The sequence below is a fragment of the Vibrio sp. 1069 genome (assembly GCF_033340555.1).
This window is the reverse complement of sequence record NZ_JAWOWP010000001.1, coordinates 1-18,115: the sequence shown is the minus strand read 5'-3', so window position 1 is coordinate 18,115 and position 18,115 is coordinate 1. Positions and strand designations below refer to the sequence as shown.

The 18,115-nt window shown below is 43.2% G+C and carries 14 protein-coding genes, 1 tRNA gene and 1 other RNA gene; 5 read left to right on the top strand and 11 right to left on the bottom strand.

Annotated features, from left to right (window positions below):
• Window positions 1–164: 164 nt before the first annotated feature.
• From R7040_RS00080 to R7040_RS00060, 5 genes are all read right to left on the bottom strand, one after another.
• Window positions 165–584: a CBS domain-containing protein gene (locus R7040_RS00080; RefSeq protein WP_005378483.1), complete on the bottom strand. Its 420-nt coding sequence runs from the start codon at window positions 582–584 to the stop codon at window positions 165–167.
• A 247-nt stretch (window positions 585–831) separates the two neighbouring features.
• Window positions 832–1,566, bottom strand: a complete 735-nt coding sequence (locus tag R7040_RS00075) for an RNA methyltransferase (RefSeq protein ID WP_064353734.1) — start codon at window positions 1,564–1,566, stop codon at window positions 832–834.
• A 212-nt stretch (window positions 1,567–1,778) separates the two neighbouring features.
• Window positions 1,779–1,875, bottom strand: an RNA gene (ffs, locus tag R7040_RS00070) — signal recognition particle sRNA small type.
• A 137-nt stretch (window positions 1,876–2,012) separates the two neighbouring features.
• Window positions 2,013–4,016 (bottom strand): GGDEF domain-containing protein, encoded by a 2,004-nt coding sequence (locus tag R7040_RS00065; protein ID WP_318081291.1) that lies wholly within the window; start codon window positions 4,014–4,016, stop codon window positions 2,013–2,015.
• Window positions 4,017–4,168: 152 nt separating this feature from the next.
• On the bottom strand, window positions 4,169–4,912 hold the full coding sequence (locus R7040_RS00060) for a hypothetical protein (RefSeq protein WP_005389942.1): 744 nt from the start codon (window positions 4,910–4,912) through the stop codon (window positions 4,169–4,171).
• A 257-nt stretch (window positions 4,913–5,169) separates the two neighbouring features.
• On the opposite strand from R7040_RS00060, the gene R7040_RS00055 reads away from it, so the two are divergent.
• Window positions 5,170–5,472: a DNA base-flipping protein gene (locus R7040_RS00055; RefSeq protein ID WP_005378570.1), complete on the top strand. Its 303-nt coding sequence runs from the start codon at window positions 5,170–5,172 to the stop codon at window positions 5,470–5,472.
• Window positions 5,473–5,502: 30 nt separating this feature from the next.
• On the opposite strand, the gene R7040_RS00050 is transcribed toward R7040_RS00055, so the two are convergent.
• Window positions 5,503–5,937, bottom strand: coding sequence for a YbaY family lipoprotein (locus tag R7040_RS00050; RefSeq protein ID WP_005378572.1), 435 nt, complete (start codon window positions 5,935–5,937; stop codon window positions 5,503–5,505).
• Between the two features lie 240 nt (window positions 5,938–6,177).
• On the opposite strand from R7040_RS00050, the gene tesB reads away from it, so the two are divergent.
• Window positions 6,178–7,038 (top strand): acyl-CoA thioesterase II, encoded by an 861-nt coding sequence (gene tesB, locus R7040_RS00045; protein ID WP_005378575.1) that lies wholly within the window; start codon window positions 6,178–6,180, stop codon window positions 7,036–7,038.
• Between the two features lie 68 nt (window positions 7,039–7,106).
• Here the strand turns inward: tesB and R7040_RS00040 are convergent, their stop codons facing one another.
• Both R7040_RS00040 and R7040_RS00035 read right to left on the bottom strand, forming a co-directional pair.
• Window positions 7,107–10,148 carry a cadherin repeat domain-containing protein gene (locus R7040_RS00040; protein WP_318081293.1) on the bottom strand — a complete coding sequence of 1,014 codons (3,042 nt, stop codon included), beginning with the start codon at window positions 10,146–10,148 and terminating at the stop codon, window positions 7,107–7,109.
• Between the two features lie 456 nt (window positions 10,149–10,604).
• Complete coding sequence (locus R7040_RS00035; protein ID WP_025998626.1) at window positions 10,605–11,069, bottom strand: Lrp/AsnC family transcriptional regulator; 465 nt, start codon at window positions 11,067–11,069, stop codon at window positions 10,605–10,607.
• Window positions 11,070–11,209: 140 nt separating this feature from the next.
• Here R7040_RS00035 and R7040_RS00030 point away from each other — a divergent pair, with 140 nt between their 5' ends.
• A complete protein-coding gene (locus R7040_RS00030; protein ID WP_005389952.1) occupies window positions 11,210–12,304 on the top strand; it encodes a PLP-dependent cysteine synthase family protein in 1,095 nt (364 codons plus the stop codon).
• A 61-nt stretch (window positions 12,305–12,365) separates the two neighbouring features.
• On the opposite strand, the gene R7040_RS00025 is transcribed toward R7040_RS00030, so the two are convergent.
• On the bottom strand, window positions 12,366–12,683 hold the full coding sequence (locus R7040_RS00025) for a DUF1244 domain-containing protein (RefSeq protein ID WP_005378586.1): 318 nt from the start codon (window positions 12,681–12,683) through the stop codon (window positions 12,366–12,368).
• A gap of 209 nt (window positions 12,684–12,892) precedes the next feature.
• Here R7040_RS00025 and R7040_RS00020 point away from each other — a divergent pair, with 209 nt between their 5' ends.
• Entirely contained in the window at window positions 12,893–13,468 is a 576-nt protein-coding gene (locus R7040_RS00020) for a porin family protein (protein WP_033905033.1), read from the top strand.
• A gap of 80 nt (window positions 13,469–13,548) precedes the next feature.
• On the opposite strand, the gene vmeF is transcribed toward R7040_RS00020, so the two are convergent.
• Together vmeF and R7040_RS00010 are read right to left on the bottom strand one after the other, a co-directional pair.
• Window positions 13,549–16,662: a multidrug efflux RND transporter permease subunit VmeF gene (vmeF, locus tag R7040_RS00015; RefSeq protein WP_318081294.1), complete on the bottom strand. Its 3,114-nt coding sequence runs from the start codon at window positions 16,660–16,662 to the stop codon at window positions 13,549–13,551.
• On the bottom strand, window positions 16,662–17,756 hold the full coding sequence (locus R7040_RS00010) for an efflux RND transporter periplasmic adaptor subunit (RefSeq protein ID WP_005378593.1): 1,095 nt from the start codon (window positions 17,754–17,756) through the stop codon (window positions 16,662–16,664). Before R7040_RS00010 ends, vmeF begins: the two co-directional genes overlap by 1 nt.
• A gap of 292 nt (window positions 17,757–18,048) precedes the next feature.
• Here R7040_RS00010 and R7040_RS00005 point away from each other — a divergent pair.
• Window positions 18,049–18,115: transfer RNA gene (locus tag R7040_RS00005), tRNA-Tyr, on the top strand.

Below are 18,115 nucleotides of genomic sequence, written 5' to 3'. Positions count from 1 at the left end.
CCTTATTGGTATCGGTGATTTACCTATTGCTAAGGATAAACCTTAGAGTAAGCTCCAAGGTCAAGATAAATTTGTACAGTTCGGCGATAGAAAATAAAAAAGACGCCGAAGCGTCTTTCCAAACCAGTTTAAAAGCAATATTCCGTAAAGTTTAAACAGAGAGGTTAAACGGGATGCTTAAAGCACTCATTTAATGTCATTCCTATGGCACGCAGCACGTCTCTTCTTGTGATAACACCAACCAACTTACCTTTGCCATCCACCACTGGATACATTTTCGGCTTTCCAACTTTCATCATGTCAGCCAGTTCAATTACTGACATTTCTGGAGAAACAGATAAGACATCATCATGCATACACTCTTGTACCGTATGTGTATCTTGGCAGTGATAACTTGCTTTCACCAACTTATCTAATAAGTCTTGCTCCGATAAAAACCCAACCACTTTTTCATTTTCATCAATGACAGGGCCACCTAGTGTGACACTTTGCATTACTTTGTTTAAAGCTGCCGAAAGTGACATATCTTTCGTGAAAGTCACCGCTTGCAACGTCATGTAATCTTTTACTTTTAATGAATGCATTCTTATCTCCTTAAGGGCATTTTATTGCGGCCTTTAGATAAGTGTCGCCTAATTTCCTGATTTTACTAAATGGAAAGGAGTAATTTTATTTATAGGCACAGCCTATTGAACTAAAACAAAATTAACTCACCGAACAACATTCACTGTATTTCGTTAAACGCAAGATTCAGCCAGGCTGATTTTTCTAGGCAATAAATACAACAAAGCCAGTCAAATTGACTGGCTTTGTTATTAAGTAATTGTTGCGTTAGCTATGTTGGCGGCGCATGTTGTCTAAAATAATGCCAGTCGCCATCGCGACATTCAGTGATTCGGCACCGCCAAACGCCGGAATCGTGATTTTATCTGTCACGAATTTTGCTGCGGCTTCGCGCACACCATGAGATTCGCTGCCCATCAACAAAATACCTTCAGCAGCGAAATCCGTTTTATGAACGCTCTCTCCTTCCAAAAACGCGCCATATACTGGCAATTTGGCGTGTTCCAAGTAACTTGGCAAATCCACCAAACTCACTTGTACGCGGCCAAAGCTGCCCATGGTCGCACTGATCGTTTTAGGATTATAAGGATCAGCACAATCTGTACTCGCAATAATGTGCTTGATGCCATACCAGTCTGCAACACGAATAATCGTACCTAGATTACCAGGGTCGGATACACCATCTAGCGCAATCATCAAGCCTTTCGCTTGAGGCTCTTTTACACTCGGAATTTCAACCACAGCAATGGCCGCATTATTGCTCACAAGCGTGCTCGCTTTGGTCAATTCATCAAGCGATGCTTCAACACAATCAAAACGATTTAGCGTACTAGCATTTTGTTCGAGAAATGCCGCTGTTGCAAAAACCTGCTTCACCTTCAATGAACTACTTGCTAGCTCTAGTACGTTCTTTTCACCCTGAACTAGGAATAAGCCATGCGCTTTACGCTGTTTCTTTTGACCTAAAGCACGAAGCAGTTTTAATTGGTTTTTTGAAATCATTAAAGTATCCCAGGTGAAAATGGTTATTCGGCGAGCGTACCCTAAACAATCTTCACGACAGTTCGGTATCAAGCGGATGAGATTATAAATTATACCTAAATAACCTCAAGAAGCTTGATCATCAGAAGACGTTGAACACCAAGCGTAGCCAAAATAAAAGAAGGCTCAAAAACGAAAAAAGCCCTGCGATAACGCAGGGCTTTCAAAGGGTGGGACCCCAGCCACATCCCGGCACACAAGTCACACGCTGCGGCTGCTTCCTTCCGGACCTGACCGAGTTCACGAGCTATTGTTGCGAGAGGACCAGAGCCCCATAATTCTTTTCGAGAGGTCTTGCCTCAATCGATGGGGCGATTATTCAGTATCAGCTCTCATAATGCAAGAGCAAAAACCTTGAATTTCATCATTTCATTACCGTTTGAACAAAACTCGATCAATTCATTCCTTTATGATGAAACCGTGCAGTCACGATAAGAGGAGTCGTGCCGTGAGGACTGCTTACTCATGTACATGTCTTCATCAGCCAAATGCATCGCTTGCTCTAAGCTCATGTGCCGTTCCCTTTTTGCAGAGAAACCAATAGAGATACTTATAGACTCCAAATCACTACATAATTTGCCTTTCACATCGATTCTACTGAGCTCTCTCATTGCTCTAGTTAACTCGGCTTGCGTAGGATAACCCAGTAATATGAACTCATCCCCTCCAATTCGATAACATCTTCCCGACCAGACATAATGAATTTTTAGCGCCAGTAGTTGTAAAACTTCGTCCCCAGCGCGATGACCATAAGTGTCATTGATTCGTTTGAAATGATTAATGTCTAAGTAAAGTATGGATAGATCTTTGTTTACTCCTTTTCGATACTTTACTTGCAACGCACGACGATTCCTTAACCCTGTTAAGTTGTCAGTGTTCGATTGACGGTAAAGATAAAGCGAAACACAAATAGCAAACAATAATACAAAGATAAACACAGCTTGTGTTTGCGTCGCTAATCGAATCTCATATTCAAGTGCGGTACGCCAATCTGGGCGTACATCGTACTGAGCAATGATCTTATCAACTTCTAACATCGCTATCGCTCGACTGAAGAAAGGCGCAAGCATGGCTCCTTTTTCATTCGCGACCAATCCAACAGAGAGTTGTGACTCATAAAACTCGCCAATAGCGGTATCCTGCTCTATCGGAACCAATTCACTGAGACGTAAAAAATGATTGAGCATCGCCGTATCCATCGGAATGTAATCGACTTCTTCATTTAGTAGCCCCTGAATGAGCTCTTGTTGGGTACGATAACGTTTGAGTTCTTTTAGCGGTAACAGTTGCGTCATCATTTGATCGAAAAAGTCATCCTTAACTACGCCAATCCGCTCAGATATCAACTGTGAAACATGAGAGTATGTGCTCGGTTTGTAACCTAAACGCTTGACCATCACCGATGCTGGCGCGTAATGGGGCTTTGGAAAGTAGCTAAATGCGCGCCGCTCACGGCTGACCGTTAACGGCGCCAAAATTTCGAAATTACCTTGGATAAACTCATGGTACATAGAACCCCAGCTTTCACCAGGCTCACTAATGATCAAGCAGTTTAAAGCCAAGATCTCACAGCTTCCCAGGACTACATCAGCCGTCATCCCTTCGACACTACCATCTGCGTTGTATACAACATATGGAAAGATAGATTCGAGCTTAATCCGTATTGGTTCATTAAAATCAAGGGGTAATAAACGAATAGAATCACGCAACGCTGCTCGCCTTAATTCAAATTGATACTGGGAAATTTCTTCGCGAAGCTGCTTTTGCACCGCTTCCCCGTGAATAAACGTAGCGAACGTGTCCAACTCTTCAAGATGATGATCTTTTTTACTGATGATGGATACGGGCTTTATCGAAATCTGATCATTGAGCATCTTGGCGTCAAACCCCTCCATCAGCATCGGCTTGAGCTGGTTAATGGCATCGACAACGCCATCCACAGCACCTGAACGTAGCAGTGTTACTGCTTGTTCGTGACCTTGATAAGAGATCTGTTCTAGCTCAGGGTAGTGTTGTTTAAGTAATTGGGCATAAACTGTATCTTTGGGGACGCCAACACGCGAAATGTCACTCAACGTCGAATCTTTTAAACCAAAGAGGTAGGTATATTCGATATTTGTTGGGCGGGAATAACTAAAACGTTGAGCACGTTCTTGTGTGTAAGTGATATTCGCAGCAAAGTCCGCTTCCCCATTCGCTACTGAATTTAGAATGGCATCAAAGCTGGAGTAGTTCACGTATTGAACGGTAAAGCCAAACTCCTTTGAAGCAGCATTGAAAAGAACACGAGTGACGACATCATCCGCTTCAGTCGCGACTTTATAATGAGCAATTAAAGGGGCTTCGGCTTTTACATTCAAACTCAAGAGGCAACATGCAAAAAGCAACAGTGTTCGAGCAAAAGTTGTCATGACAAACTTATCTTAAATCAACCACTTATATTGTGGTTATTATTATTGGAAGTGTAGTAAATATGAAATGAAGAACATATACTAATCTCCATTTTGTTCCACAACCAATTCGATACTCTGCCGCACATGTCACTTTTTACCTGACTAAAAACTCATAATTCAGCCTGTTCATCGCTACTACGTAAAATATAGTCAGTCATCCAAGCCGTCCCTAACAAACAGATCCAAACCACGAAAACAGGGTTTGGCACATCCGTGGTCGGGCTGACGACTAAAGCGGCAAAACCCACAGTCGGCAATGTCCAACATAATAATTTGCTCCAACGAATGGTATGTTGAAGCTTCGCAAGTGCTTCCATTGACGCTAACATTCCCGTCAAACTTAACGCCATAAGAACGGCGTACGGTAGGCCTGCAATCCACAATGGGAGCAACAAAAACAACGGCCACCAGCTGTGTTTATTGGATGGCGTCCAATGCGCAGCCGACCACCACATCGCCATAACCGCAATGGTTTGAACCACTGTAACCCAAGCAGAACCATCCAGCTTACCGCCTTGCTGTGTGACCATAAGACCAACTTGCAGTGTAAGTACAATAAGACCAGCGGTGAGCAACACACCTAAAGAGCTTCTACGAGAAAATACCACCATTAAAAGTGGGAAAAGGATCAAAACACCAACCGACAAAGCAATTGGCTGCATTGAGAGTGTCGCACCAAAAGCCATCATCGCGCCCAGCAATACTAAGCCAGCGAACCCACCTTGTGGCAGAACCCACAGCGCGGGGATCATAAGTGCAAGAACGGGAATGTCACCCTCGCTCAAACTCATCGCCCGAACACAGACAACAGCGAGTAAGGTCGTAACGAAAAATTGAAGTGTCGATAAAATCATAGCGCCTCCTGGCTTCCCCACCTACTTGGTAACTCAACGGCAAAAACTGGGATTGAAAGTCGTTGAGAGGGTCTAGATTCAAGCTTAGCTTGCGTTTGCTTCATGCTGTTTAAGGCTCATCAACCAACGACACTAAAGAACAGAAAATGTAATTCTTCAAAGTGAGTCGCTGGCAACACAAGGGTTAAGAACCGTTAGCAATATACAAGTCCAATGGTTTACCATTCCTTAGTAACCCAAAATAGACACTTTTGAGTATGGACCAATTTTTAGCGCAAATCTTTGCTGTAATTCACCAAATTCCAAAAGGAAAAGTCTCCACCTATGGGGAAATTGCCAAAATGGCCGGTTATCCGGGCTATGCGAGACATGTTGGTAAAGCACTGGGCAACTTACCAGAAGGCAGTAAACTCCCCTGGTTTAGAGTGGTAAATAGCCAAGGAAAAATATCTTTAAAAGGCAGAGACTTAGAGCGACAAAAAAAGAAATTAGAAGCAGAAGGGATTGAAGTATCGGAAGTTGGCAAAACTTCACTTAAAAAATACAAATGGCAGCCTTAAGCTGCCATTTTTTGTTCTCAGTACGTCGTATTAACGTGTTCCAACTAGACGAATATCTAATTGGTGAGTTTGTGCTTCATCTGTAATAACACCGTTATGTGTGTCGCTGATAAAACGCAGCTTTCCATCTACCTCAATGCGAGCACGAACGCTGTAACGATGGTTTGGTTTGATTTCATTGCTGTCGTAACTCAACTCAAAAGAAAGAGGAACTTGCTTACCTTCTGTTTCGAATGTCTGTTTCGCCAACACTTTTGCTGGCGCATCCGCCAAGGACACATCTTCTAACGCAATAGTAACCACTGCGTTTGGTGGCAAGGCAATCCGCTCGCGATAAGCCACTGTACCTGTAATCGTCTTCATTGACGCTTCTGTAGATTCCATTTCTGTATTTTGAGAAGTTTGGCAACCCACTAACGCAGCCCCAAAGAGTAGAGAAGTAACAAGTAGTAGTGTTTTTTTCATATATTCCTCGAAAAGAGCATTAAACCGAAGCAATTATAGGTGTGGAATATAAAACTGTCTGCTTCCTGTCACTTTATTTGACAATAGTTTGACTGAGTTAGAATTTATCAAACAATTGATTTTGTTTCATAATTGGAACAATACTATTTCTAAGTTACTCAATAGTTCTTAACTATGCCACTTCACAAGAGTGAGGCTGTTGAGGTAACTTGGAATGAAAGACAACGGTGAGGAGACACAATGAGTAAACCACTACGAGAATTGCTCAGCCTACTACAACTCGAAAAATTAGAAGAAGGCTTGTTTCGTGGCCAAAGTGAAAACCTAGGTTTGCCTCAAGTTTATGGCGGTCAAGTAATTGGGCAAGCACTTTCTGCTGCGCGCTACACCGTTGAAGAAACACGCACGGTACACTCCTTCCATAGCTATTTTTTGTACCCTGGCGATCCAGAAAAACCTATTATTTATGACGTAGAAAATCTGAGAGATGGCCGTAGCTTTAGCACTAGACGCGTAAAGGCAATTCAAAATGGACGCCCTATTTTTTACCTAACCGCATCCTACCATGGCGATCAACCTGGGTTTGATCATCAAAAAGAAATGCCAGATATCCCTGGTCCAGAAAACTTTGCCTCAGAGAGTGAGCTCGCAAGCCATATTGCAGAATTTCTACCCAAACGCTTACGCAAAACATTTTGCGGGGAAAAGCCAATCGAAACTCGCCCCGTTACGGTTATCAACCCTTTGAAGCCCAAAAAAGCAGAACCCAAACAGTACCTTTGGATTCGTGCTAATGGTGAAATGCCAGAGAATCAGCTAATTCACCAGTACCTTCTGGCCTACGCATCCGATTGGGGATTCCTTGTAACAGCAATGCATCCACATGAAGTCTCATTAATGACGCCTAACTTTCAAGTGGCCACCATTGACCACTCTATCTGGTTCCATCGCCCGTTTAAGATGGATGAATGGCTTCTATATGCGATAGAGAGCCCAACGGCGAGCAATACTCGTGGGTTGGTCCGTGGCGAAATATACAACCAGCAAGGTCACTTAGTGGCGACCGCCGTGCAAGAAGGGGTGATGCGCTACACGAAATAGCTCGTGTTCGCTAGACGAAAAAAGGAGTGCTGTTCCGCACTCCTTTTTTAATGGGTATCAAACGATGATTAATTTGGTTGATACTTCATGTTAACAACCGACCATTCGTAAAGTGATTTCGGGTAACCATATTCGCCTTTCCCGTAAATGACATTTGGGTCGGCATAGAATCCACCTTTATTCGTTGCTAAAAATTCACGAACCCCACGACGATAAGTAATCACAGGTGCTACTAACTCATACTCTACCTTTTCCATCTTCGAGTCATCAATTATTAAGAACCGAGTCATACGAATCGTGCTGCCGCTGGTGCAGTACCCTGGGTCATCATAGTCAATTGCTTCAAAAGGCTTGAGATCATCTTCGAACAGCTCTGATGTACATCCATCAAATCGAGCTAAGTGTACCCACGCTCCTTTTATTAGAGTTTGGTCATCGTTACCCACCGGCTTGAATGCAAGTAGTGCAATCTTACCTTTGCCGTATAATTTCAATTCTTCGTCCGTTGGCTCACGCACTGAACGAACGTTCATCAAACCAAACTCACTTTCTTCTAAGTTAGAAAACTCACGTGCATTTAGCGTGCTAAACAATACTGTTTGTTCAGTTTCAAGCAATGTATATTGATCCGCAACACCTTCATCTGCAAAGCTTAGATACAGCTGGACTTTCTTACTTTCCAACGCTTTGTAATCTCGAGATTCTCCTTCCGAAACGTCGAGAGAAACCCAACGTCTTTTTACTGGTGGGAGGTCAAGTAACGTCAGCTCTTCCTTATCAACATCTAATGAAGCGACTCCTTTAATTGTTGAGCTGGATATTTGATAGCTGCGGTTTCCTATTGGTGTACCAAAGTCTAGCTTAACCTTTTTAAATGGTTCAAATTCCACCTTCATTGTAGAAGCACTTAAACCAGGGTGATTCGCTTTGTTAATAGTGCCATTTACGACGATTGTTTTAGCTTTGTAGTTGCGCCCAGTAAGAGTAACCTCTAATTGGTACGTGCCTGCATGCAGGATTTTCAAACGCCCTGTATCAGGAGAAACTAGCTCGACCACAGGGTCTTTTTGGTTAATAAGACGGTAACTTGCCTTCGCAGTCCCACCACTCATCACTGGTGAGATAACACTACCAGCGGAGAATTCTACCGTTGGGTAAGTAACCGATACAGGGTTTGTGCCTTGTTTAATCGTGACCGAGAAACTACTTTCACCCGGATCCACTTTGTCGTCCCCCGCATCCGAAACAATAATTTTTGTGCTACCCGCGTTAAGAATTTGCATGGCACCCGTTTGGCTGTTTAAGGAAACCACATCTGTTGCAGCGTTGTCTGCAAATCGGTACGTAACTTCTCCAACCGTACCAGAGATTTTCGGCGCAACAAATGTTTGGCCAACCTTCCAAATCTCTTCCACATCGGATTGAACTTCAATTCGGCTCGGCGCACTCAGAATTGTCACATAGACTTTTTGATCAGGACCAACAGTATAATTCGCGCTCTCTTTTCTGCGCACAGTTAGCGTCGCTTTACCCGCTTTATACACATGGAGACGTCCTTCACTCAAACCACCGACAACATCTGGTGCGGTGTTATCTACAATCTCAATTTGCTCGTCAGCACTCAAACCAAAATCACGGTGAAGATCAAAACTGTATTTGTTGCTGTATACAACGTCATAATCGTGCGTTGCCATCGGTTGGCCTTCAGCCTTTGCAACTTTAATGACGACATTAAATTGAATAGGTTGGTAGAACTCCCCACCATCGTCTTCAAACTTAAGGCCGTACTCACCCGCAGTCACTACCTCCAACTTGCCGTCAGTCATTCGTAAGCCATTAGGTAAGCTGCTAACTAGATTTACGTTACCTTTTTGCCCTTTAAACGCCAGAGGGATTGAAAGATTTGGTTGATAGGTAAGCGGCATTTCAATGTCTTTTATAACGGGATGAGGCGCGCGATTAACTTCAAGATCAAAACGAGTTTTGCTTGCAGGATAATTACGCATATCATGCTCGTAAATTTCCACTTCAGCAGCACCAACACCTTTGATCAGTAATGCTTCACCATTTTCTGTTTTAGCAACAACGTCTTCACCACGAATGATTCTCAGCTCATAGTCACCGTAGGCGTTCGTCACCTTAGGGAAAATTCGTCCACCTTCCTCATAAGTTGTGACGATATCCGCTGCGCTGATTTCTTGACGCTTGCCTTGTTTTACATCCACAAAAAATTGCGCTGTTTGCTGTTTATCCAGAAACGCGTCGCTGTAAGTTGCTGTCGCTTCAACCGTTAATTGCCCAACATTATGAACAAGAAGCAAACCCGTTTCAGGGTCTAGCAACTCGGCCACCTTGCTGTCTGGTACGCTATTTATGATTTTGTAAGAAATACGTTGCGTTTGAGCTTTATCTAAACGCACTGGTTCTAACGTCAACCCTTCTCGATACTCGTCTTCAAGCAAAGCGAACTGTAATTGCCCCGGAGCTACTGCATGCAGTTTAACCGTAGCGCGAACTTGTTTCGGCAAGTAAAAGTCGTTACCTGAATCGGTAATCAGCACCGATGCCTGACCAACTGAACCTAATGAATATACCGAACCGTTCTCATCAACACGAATCAAGTTATGACCACTTTCTACCTCATAACTCAGTTCGCCTTTTTGGCCACGGACGATCAACGCTTTTCCTTCTGACTCAATCGCATTGAAATTCAGATCACTCACTGAAAGTTCAGTATTGATGCCTCGCTCTACAGTGACAGAAAATCTTGCTTCAGAAGATTCATAAGCAGAGCTACTATCTGTAGCAAGAATCGTCGCCGTTCCTGGGCGCAGAATTTGTAGTATTCCTGAGTCATTAATTTTCACGACATTTGGCGGATTAGAGTCAATGACTTGGTAAGATACCGACCCATGTACATTGCTCAGTTTTGCTTCAGTAACCGTTCCCACTCCTTCAAACTTCAACACCGTGTCTTCCACTTTTAATTGCGGACGGTTCTGCTTTGTTACCGTAGTTGGTGTCTTCGTATTGTTCGGCTTAGAGTCTCCCCCACCGCCACAGCCAGCGAGTAAAGCTGCGAGAAAAAGCAAATAGTAATTTCTGTTCATTTTTAGTAATACTTTGTTACATACAAGATGGGGCGATAATAATACGATGTTTTATTAATCACTATCCCCATTTTTGAGTACTTTATTACTTAAGTAATTGCTACTGTATTAATCCTAAAAACAAATACTCAAAAATAGCGACCAAATTACATGAAAACACAAAAAGCAAACGTTTAAATCAAACTCTTCCATTAATTTAGTAAAAATTAATATTCAATAAAATAAAACATGAAAAAGAAAGAGAAAAAATTGCGTTATTTTTTCTTTCATTATGATGTATAGGATTAATGGACTGTAAAAACAAATAGTTAATGAAAAATAGAAGAGAGAATAAATATCGTTTATATTTGTAAAAATCTGGCAGGAAATAGTTTTAAAAGCATAATCAAACTACCTTTTAACATTTAAAATACTAAAAGGTAGAATTAACATTAGATAGAATTCTTATAGGGCGAGTTATTTTAGGATTGGTAACTCTGTTGTGTATTTAATGGACTCCATAGCAAATGTTGAAGTCACATTAGATAGCCCTTTTACACTATTAACTAACCGCTTATAGAATTCGTCAAAACACTTCATATCTTTGACTAGTACTTTCATCATGTAGTCATACTCGCCAGCCATACGATAAAACTCCATTACCTCAGGAAAGTCACTCACAGTTGTAACAAAATGGTGATACCAACCTTCGGAATGATCAATCGTTTTTAACTGAACAAATGCAATGAAAGATAGCTCGAGCTTTTCTGCACTTAACAACGCCACGCGTTTTTCGATGTAGCCCTCTTCTTCCAACCTTTTCAAGCGCTTCCAGCATGGTGTTGTAGTAAGATTGACTCGCTCAGCCACGTCATTTAATGACAAGGTGCTGTCGGTTTGTAGTAAAGCAAGCAGCTGCTTATCTATTCGATCTAAGCTCATTTCTATAAAACCCATAAAATGTAGAAAATTTTTCTACAGGTATCTTCATTAAGAGTAACAATAGCAAAGTTTTTCTCGGAAATTATAGATAAATTATCCCTATCTAATACTTATCTATCGATTTCCCAAGGAGAGACGCCATGTGTACTGACCACAATTGGATCAACAATGCAGTGCGTAAAATTGAAGCAGACTTCCAACGTTCTGCTGATACTCACTTATTTAAACTCGAACTACCTTCTCTTGATGGTATCGATATCTATCTAAAAGATGAGAGTACGCACCCTACAGGCTCTCTTAAGCATCGATTGGCGCGCTCATTGTTTCTTTATGCTATTTGTAATGGATGGATTGGTCCTGAAACCACTGTAATCGAGGCGTCCTCAGGCAGCACTGCCGTTTCGGAAGCGTATTTTGCGCGTTTACTTGGCTTACCGTTCATTGCTGTTATGCCGAAAACCACTGCACGTAAAAAGATCGAACAAATTGAATTTTACGGTGGTAAAGCGCACCTTGTTGAACGATCAGATCAGATTTATGACGAGTCTCGACGCTTGGCTCAAGAGCTAAATGGTCACTACATGGACCAGTTTACTTATGCTGAACGTGCTACTGACTGGCGCGGTAACAACAACATCGCGAACTCTATCTTTAGCCAAATGGAGTTAGAAGATCACCCGATTCCTAGCTGGGTAGTGATGAGTCCTGGAACAGGCGGCACATCAGCAACCATTGGCCGTTTTATTCGTTACCAAAAATACGACACTAAGCTTTGCGTGGTAGACCCTGAAAACTCAGTGTTTTACGATGCTTTCCAGTCAGGAAATCACTCATTGAAAGGCGATACTGGCAGCAAAATTGAAGGTATCGGGCGACCACGTGTCGAACCAAGTTTTATTGCTGGTGTCATTGATGAAATGCGCAAAATTCCAGACGCAGCCAGTGTGGCAACCGCCCATTGGGTATCTCAGCTGATTGGGCGTAAAGTCGGCGCATCAACAGGCACCAATCTTTACGGTGTGCTGCAATTGGCTTGTGAGATGAAACAACGCGGTGAGAAGGGTTCTATCGTGACGCTTCTATGTGATTCTGGAGAGCGTTACCTAGATACGTATTATGACTTAACATGGGTAAAAGAGAACATCGGCGATATTCAACCTTACTTAGCTCAACTCGAAGTCATTCAAGCAAAAGGTTGCGTTGAGCCAGCTTGTTGCGGCTCAACTAACGCTTAACGTGCAAACTGGACTTTAAAAAACAGCCCAACTTCATGCGGGCTGTTTTTATCGTTGGGTTTTACTTTTTCTGGCGCGCTTCAAACGCAGCCAATTGTTCTGGCGTTGCCGCTGGTTGATGATTTTGTTTCCATTCATCGTAAGTCATGCCGTAAACACGTTCGCGAGCGTCATCAATATCTAAATCCAAACCGAGATTTTCAGCCTCAGATTTATACCATTTGCTAAAGCAGTTGCGACAGAAGCCCGCAAGGATCATCAGGTCGATGTTTTGTACGTCTTTGTTGGCATCTAAATGCGCCAATAAACGGCGAAATGTCGCCGCGTCTAACTTATCTTGTTCTTCTTGAGTCAAGTTTTTGTATTTGAATTCAGCCACTTTCCTTCTCTCTTCTTTAGCTAGCTTTCGTCACCATATCTAGTTAGTCGGTAGTCATGAGTAATAAGTATGCTTTAGCGCAACAATTCCCATTCTAAAATCACTACCTTTGATAAAAGCTGATATGATAATTACCATCCATCCTATTGATTAAATTAACATTTAAACAAATCATTACAACGGTCTTTTACCAAGGTTATCGTCTAGTTATGAAAAACGCCATTCTATTATTGTCTGCCTTGACCATTAGCGTGCCAACTTTAGCTGCTCAAGAACAAGCTCATCAATCTTATTTTTATCTGGGTACTGGTAACGTTGGTTTTGATACACCGTATTTCGGCTCGGATAGAGACAATGAGTGGTCAACACCACATATCACAGTTGGCTGGGGTTACCATGTAAACCAATACCTCGCGTTTGAAGGGGTTCTGCGCTATTCACAAAATGAACTTAAGAACGATGCTCTAAAAACTGACTTAGATCTTCACTATTACCAAGCAGGTATGTCTGCTGTTGTAACGAGTGATGACTTAGGCGATACGCCACTATCACTATTCGGTCGCGTAACAGCGCTTGGCACTCAAGCCGAAATGTACGTACCAAACGAACAAAAAGTCACAGATGATTCAGGCGCACTATTCAACATCGGTGCTGGTGTCCATTGGGATATGAGTACAGATATCTGGTTACGCGCAGAGTACATTTATAATGTCGCGGATATGGGTTTTGAAGATTTTTACGACAGCTACGAAGGTGTACAAATCAGCCTAGGGAAACGCTTCTAATCGAACGCTTCCGAGCTAACTTTAAACCGATAAAGAGAAGCCGAGGTTATTACCTCGGCTTTTATGTTTTAACGTTTGATTTAAGGGTGCGCTATACGGCCCTTCGTATCATGGCTAATTGCTTTTTTTAACTCTGCTTCTACATGACCTGGTGCTTGTGTTTTCGCCGAAATCAATCGGTACATTGCCGGGATAACAAACAAGGTCACCAATGTCGCAAACCCCATCCCGGAAAAGATTACCGTACCCACGGCAATACGGCTCTCATAACCCGCCCCTGTCGATACTATCAACGGAATTGCGCCAGCAAGTGTGGTAAACGCAGTCATCAAGATTGGACGTAGACGTCGCGCAGCTGCATCAATGATCGCTTTTTCAAACCCAACGCCACGATCACGTAGCTGATTGGCAAATTCTACGATCAAAATACCGTTTTTCGTCACCATACCAATCAACATGATCATGCCGATCTGGCTATAAATATTCATACCTTGGCCCATAATAACCAAACCAAGGAAGCCACCAAATACACCCATCGGCACCGTAAACATGACCACTAACGGGTTTACGAAGCTTTCAAACTGAGCCGCCAACACGAGATACGCCACTAGTAGTGCCAATGCAAACACAACAGCAACACTCGCTTGGTTCTCTTTAAAGTCTTTCGACTCCCCCGAATAACTCACCGAAATGTCACCCGGTAAGTTGTCGATGGCTTCCTGGTCTAGGTAATTCAGCGCATCTCCTAATGTATAACCTTCCGACAGGTTGGCAGTAATAGTGATGGACTTCTGTTTGTTGTAGTGAGAAAGACGAATAGAGGCCGCCACTTCTTCAATTTTTGTGACCGCATCTAACGTCACTAGCTGACCGCTATTCGTGCGCAGATAAATCTGACTTAAATCTGCAGCATTATTAAAGCTATTTTCATCACCGCGAAGATACACATCGTACTCTTCGCCACGTTCAACATAAGTCGTTTCGCTTTTACCACCGAGCATGATTTCTAGGGTGTCAGAAATGTCTTTAACACTGACTCCTAGCTCTGCGGCACGCTGTCGGTCAACTGTAACCAATAACTCAGGCGTTTTTTCCGAGTAATCTATCTCTGCTCCTTCCATCATTGGTGATTCTTCTGCTTTGTTCTTTAGCATTTCAGCCCAAACAACGAGCTCATCGTAATCAGAGCCGCCTAATACGAACTGAACTGGCTCACTCGAACCACCTTGGAAACCTGGCATAAATGGGAACACTCGAACATCTGGGATACCTGCCAATTCTTTCCGTACTTTGTTAAGGGCTTGCTGAGCCGTGATATCACGTTCGTTCCAATCTTCTAGAATCATGATCACAAAGCCTGTCTGGTCTCCTGCCTGGCCACCAAACGCTGGCGTTTGGATGCTGAATGACTTCAGATAACCTTGCCCTAGTAATGGCATCAATCGGTCTTCGACAATATCCATATTGGCTGACATACGATTGTATGACGTAGCGTCTGCACCGCGCACAAACGCGAATATCACACCGCGATCTTCTTGTGGGGTCAGCTGGGCCGGTACCTGATTCATCAAGAAATAGCTACCGCCCAAACAAGCTAGAATCACCAGCGGAGCAGCCCAACGTACTTTCAATGCACCTTTCAATAATGCGCGATAGCCACTCTCAAGCTTGCTAAACAAGCGATCAACCGCTTCATTGAATCGATTTGGTTTTACATTCGCTTTCAAAATCTGACTACCTAATACAGGAGTCAGCGTCAGGGCAATCAAAGAGGAGAATATGACCGACATAGCCAGCAATACAGAAAACTCTGTAAATAGTAGACCTACCATGCCATCCATAAAAGAGATCGGTAAGAACACCATCACCAGCACTAATGTTGTTGCTATAACAGCAAAACCAACCTCTCTTGTGCCTTTATATGCGGCGAGTAATGGCGATTCACCGCGTTCAATATGGTGGAAGATATTCTCTACAACCACAATTGCGTCATCCACCACCAAACCAATCGATAATATCAACGCCATCAAGGTGATCAAGTTGATAGAAAACCCAAAGTAGTACGCGGCAATGAACGAAGAAATCAGAGAAACAGGTACCGTAACCGCAGGAATTAAGGTTGCACGAGCTTGGCCGATAAAAATGTACAATACCAAAATCACCAAGCCGCCCGTGATAAATAGCGTGCTGTACACCTCTTCGATTGAACGCTCGATAAACACTGTCGCGTCGTAATCTATCGCAAGACGTGTACCTTCTGGTAAGAACTTCTGGATGTTATCGACTTCAGACCTAACCAGCTTCGCTACTTCTAACGGGTTTGCGTCTGACTGCGGTACCACACCAAGACTGATGTTTACTACACCATCACTTTTGAAGGTTGAGTTTTCGTTTTCTGCACCAATGAAGACATCTGCTACATCTTTTAAATAGATAGGTGTATTGTCGCTTGCGCGTTTAATGACAAGATATTGAAAATCTTCAGGCGTGTTATAAGTACGAGCCGTACGCACGGACATTACTGTTGAGTCGTTGCGAACTTCACCACCTGGGCTTTCTAGGTTCTCACTTCGTAAAGCTGATGTAATGTCCGAAGCTGTAACTGAACGTCCAGCCATTAGTTCTGGCTTAAGCTTCACGTACATGACCTTGTACAAACCACCGGAGAGATCAATGGAGCTAACCCCAGAGATCAGGCTAAAGCGGTCCATCAATACACGTTCGGCATAATCGGTTAATTGAGTACGGTCCATCTCTGCAGAACTGAGATTGATGTAGAGCGACGCCTCTCCCGAGCCATTGTTCTTATAAACAATAGGGTCATCCGCTTCATCAGGTAGCGAGCGCTGAGCACGAGCTACGGCATCACGCACGTCGCTCACACCTGTGTTGAGATCGTAACCTAACTCAAACGTGATCGTGATACGCGACATGCTGTTACGAGTAGTGGAGCTAATTTCATCAACTCCACTGATCCCAGAAAGCTGGTCTTCCAAAACAGAGGTAATTTGGCTTTCAATAATAGTCGCCGATGCACCCTCATAACGCGTACTGATAGAAACGACTGGGCTTTCTATATCAGGCATTTCACGAACGGCTAATTTGGTGAATGACACAAAGCCAAACACACACAACAGCATGCTCAGAACCAACGCCGCGACAGGGCGTTTAACTGAAACGTCGGACAGTAACATTAGTTTTCTTCCTCATCCGATTCACTGTCATTGCGTGTCACATCCGTGGTGTTCGCTTTTAGTGGCGCGACAATTTCTTTCACTTCGACACCATCACGCATGTTAACAATGCCTTGAACCACAATCTTGTCACCAATCTCAACACCAGATTCGATCACCACCTCGTTACCAACACGAGCACCTAGCGACACTTCTTGACGAGTAGCTTTGTTATTTTCATCAATTACATATACAAAACGTTTAGTTCCGGAGTATTCAAGTGCTTGAACAGGAATGATTGGCGCCTTAATAGCAGGAAATGCTAGTGAAGCGTTCATCAACATGCCCGGCTTCAATTGATTTTCTGGGTTATCAAACTCAATACGCACGCGAAGATTCAGTGTTTCGGCGCTGATCCGCGTATCAATACCTGTGACTTGACCAGTAAAGGTCTGGCTACCCCATGCACTGGTTTTAGCGATGACTTCCATACCAATAGAAAGCATCGATAAATAGCGCTCCGGTACTTGTAAATCCAGTTCCATGACGGAAAGATCATCCAACGTCAAAAGTTCAGTACCCGCACTGACCATTTTGCCGCGGCTAAAATCGATAAAACCAACAGTGCCAGAAAATGGGGCAGTAATATGGAGGTCAGCTAAATTGGCTTGAGCAGCATCAAGCCTCGCTTGTGCTATTTCAACACTGGCTTTTTGTGCATCGATTTCAGTTTGAGTAATCGCATTCCGCTTAACCAAACGTTGGAACTCTTTTAACTTACGCTGTTCATCTTTAAGGTACGCCTTTGCCTCAATCAAAGCGGCTTGAGCCTTATCGTCATCTAACTTAATTAATAGCTGGTCTTGCTGGACATTTTGATTCGCTTTAACAGCGATTTGATTCACTTTGCCGGCGACTTCCGATGCGACAACCACAGACTCCGCTGCCTTTAATTTGCCGATAAGAGTTAAGGATTGATTGATCTCGTGCGTTTCTACTTGTTCAGTCACAACGGTAACCGCTGAGCCTCCTCGCATCGCAGCGCAAACCGATGGAGAACTCAGTAATATAGAAAGCGTTAAAACAGATAACGATAACGTGGCTTTCATGCTCATGATATTGACTTCTAAACGAATAAACTTATGTCATTAAACTGCTTACAGTTTATCAGTAGATACGGTGTTTAACGTCAAGTAGTGTAAATTCAAGTAAAAAGCGCGCTTCTCTTCTGTTCAAAGGACAAACAAAACGCTGACTTTCTACCATCTTTGCCCAAAAAGACAGCATTCAACGTAAAAACGTAAGAAAAACGCTTTACAGCCTGAGCGAGTTTGCTATGATTCGCTCCGCACTTGGGAGATGAGTTGGGAAAACATCTTACTAAGTATAAAAATCCTCTGGAGGGGTTCCCGAGTGGCCAAAGGGAGCAGACTGTAAATCTGCCGGCACTGCCTTCGATGGTTCGAATCCGTCC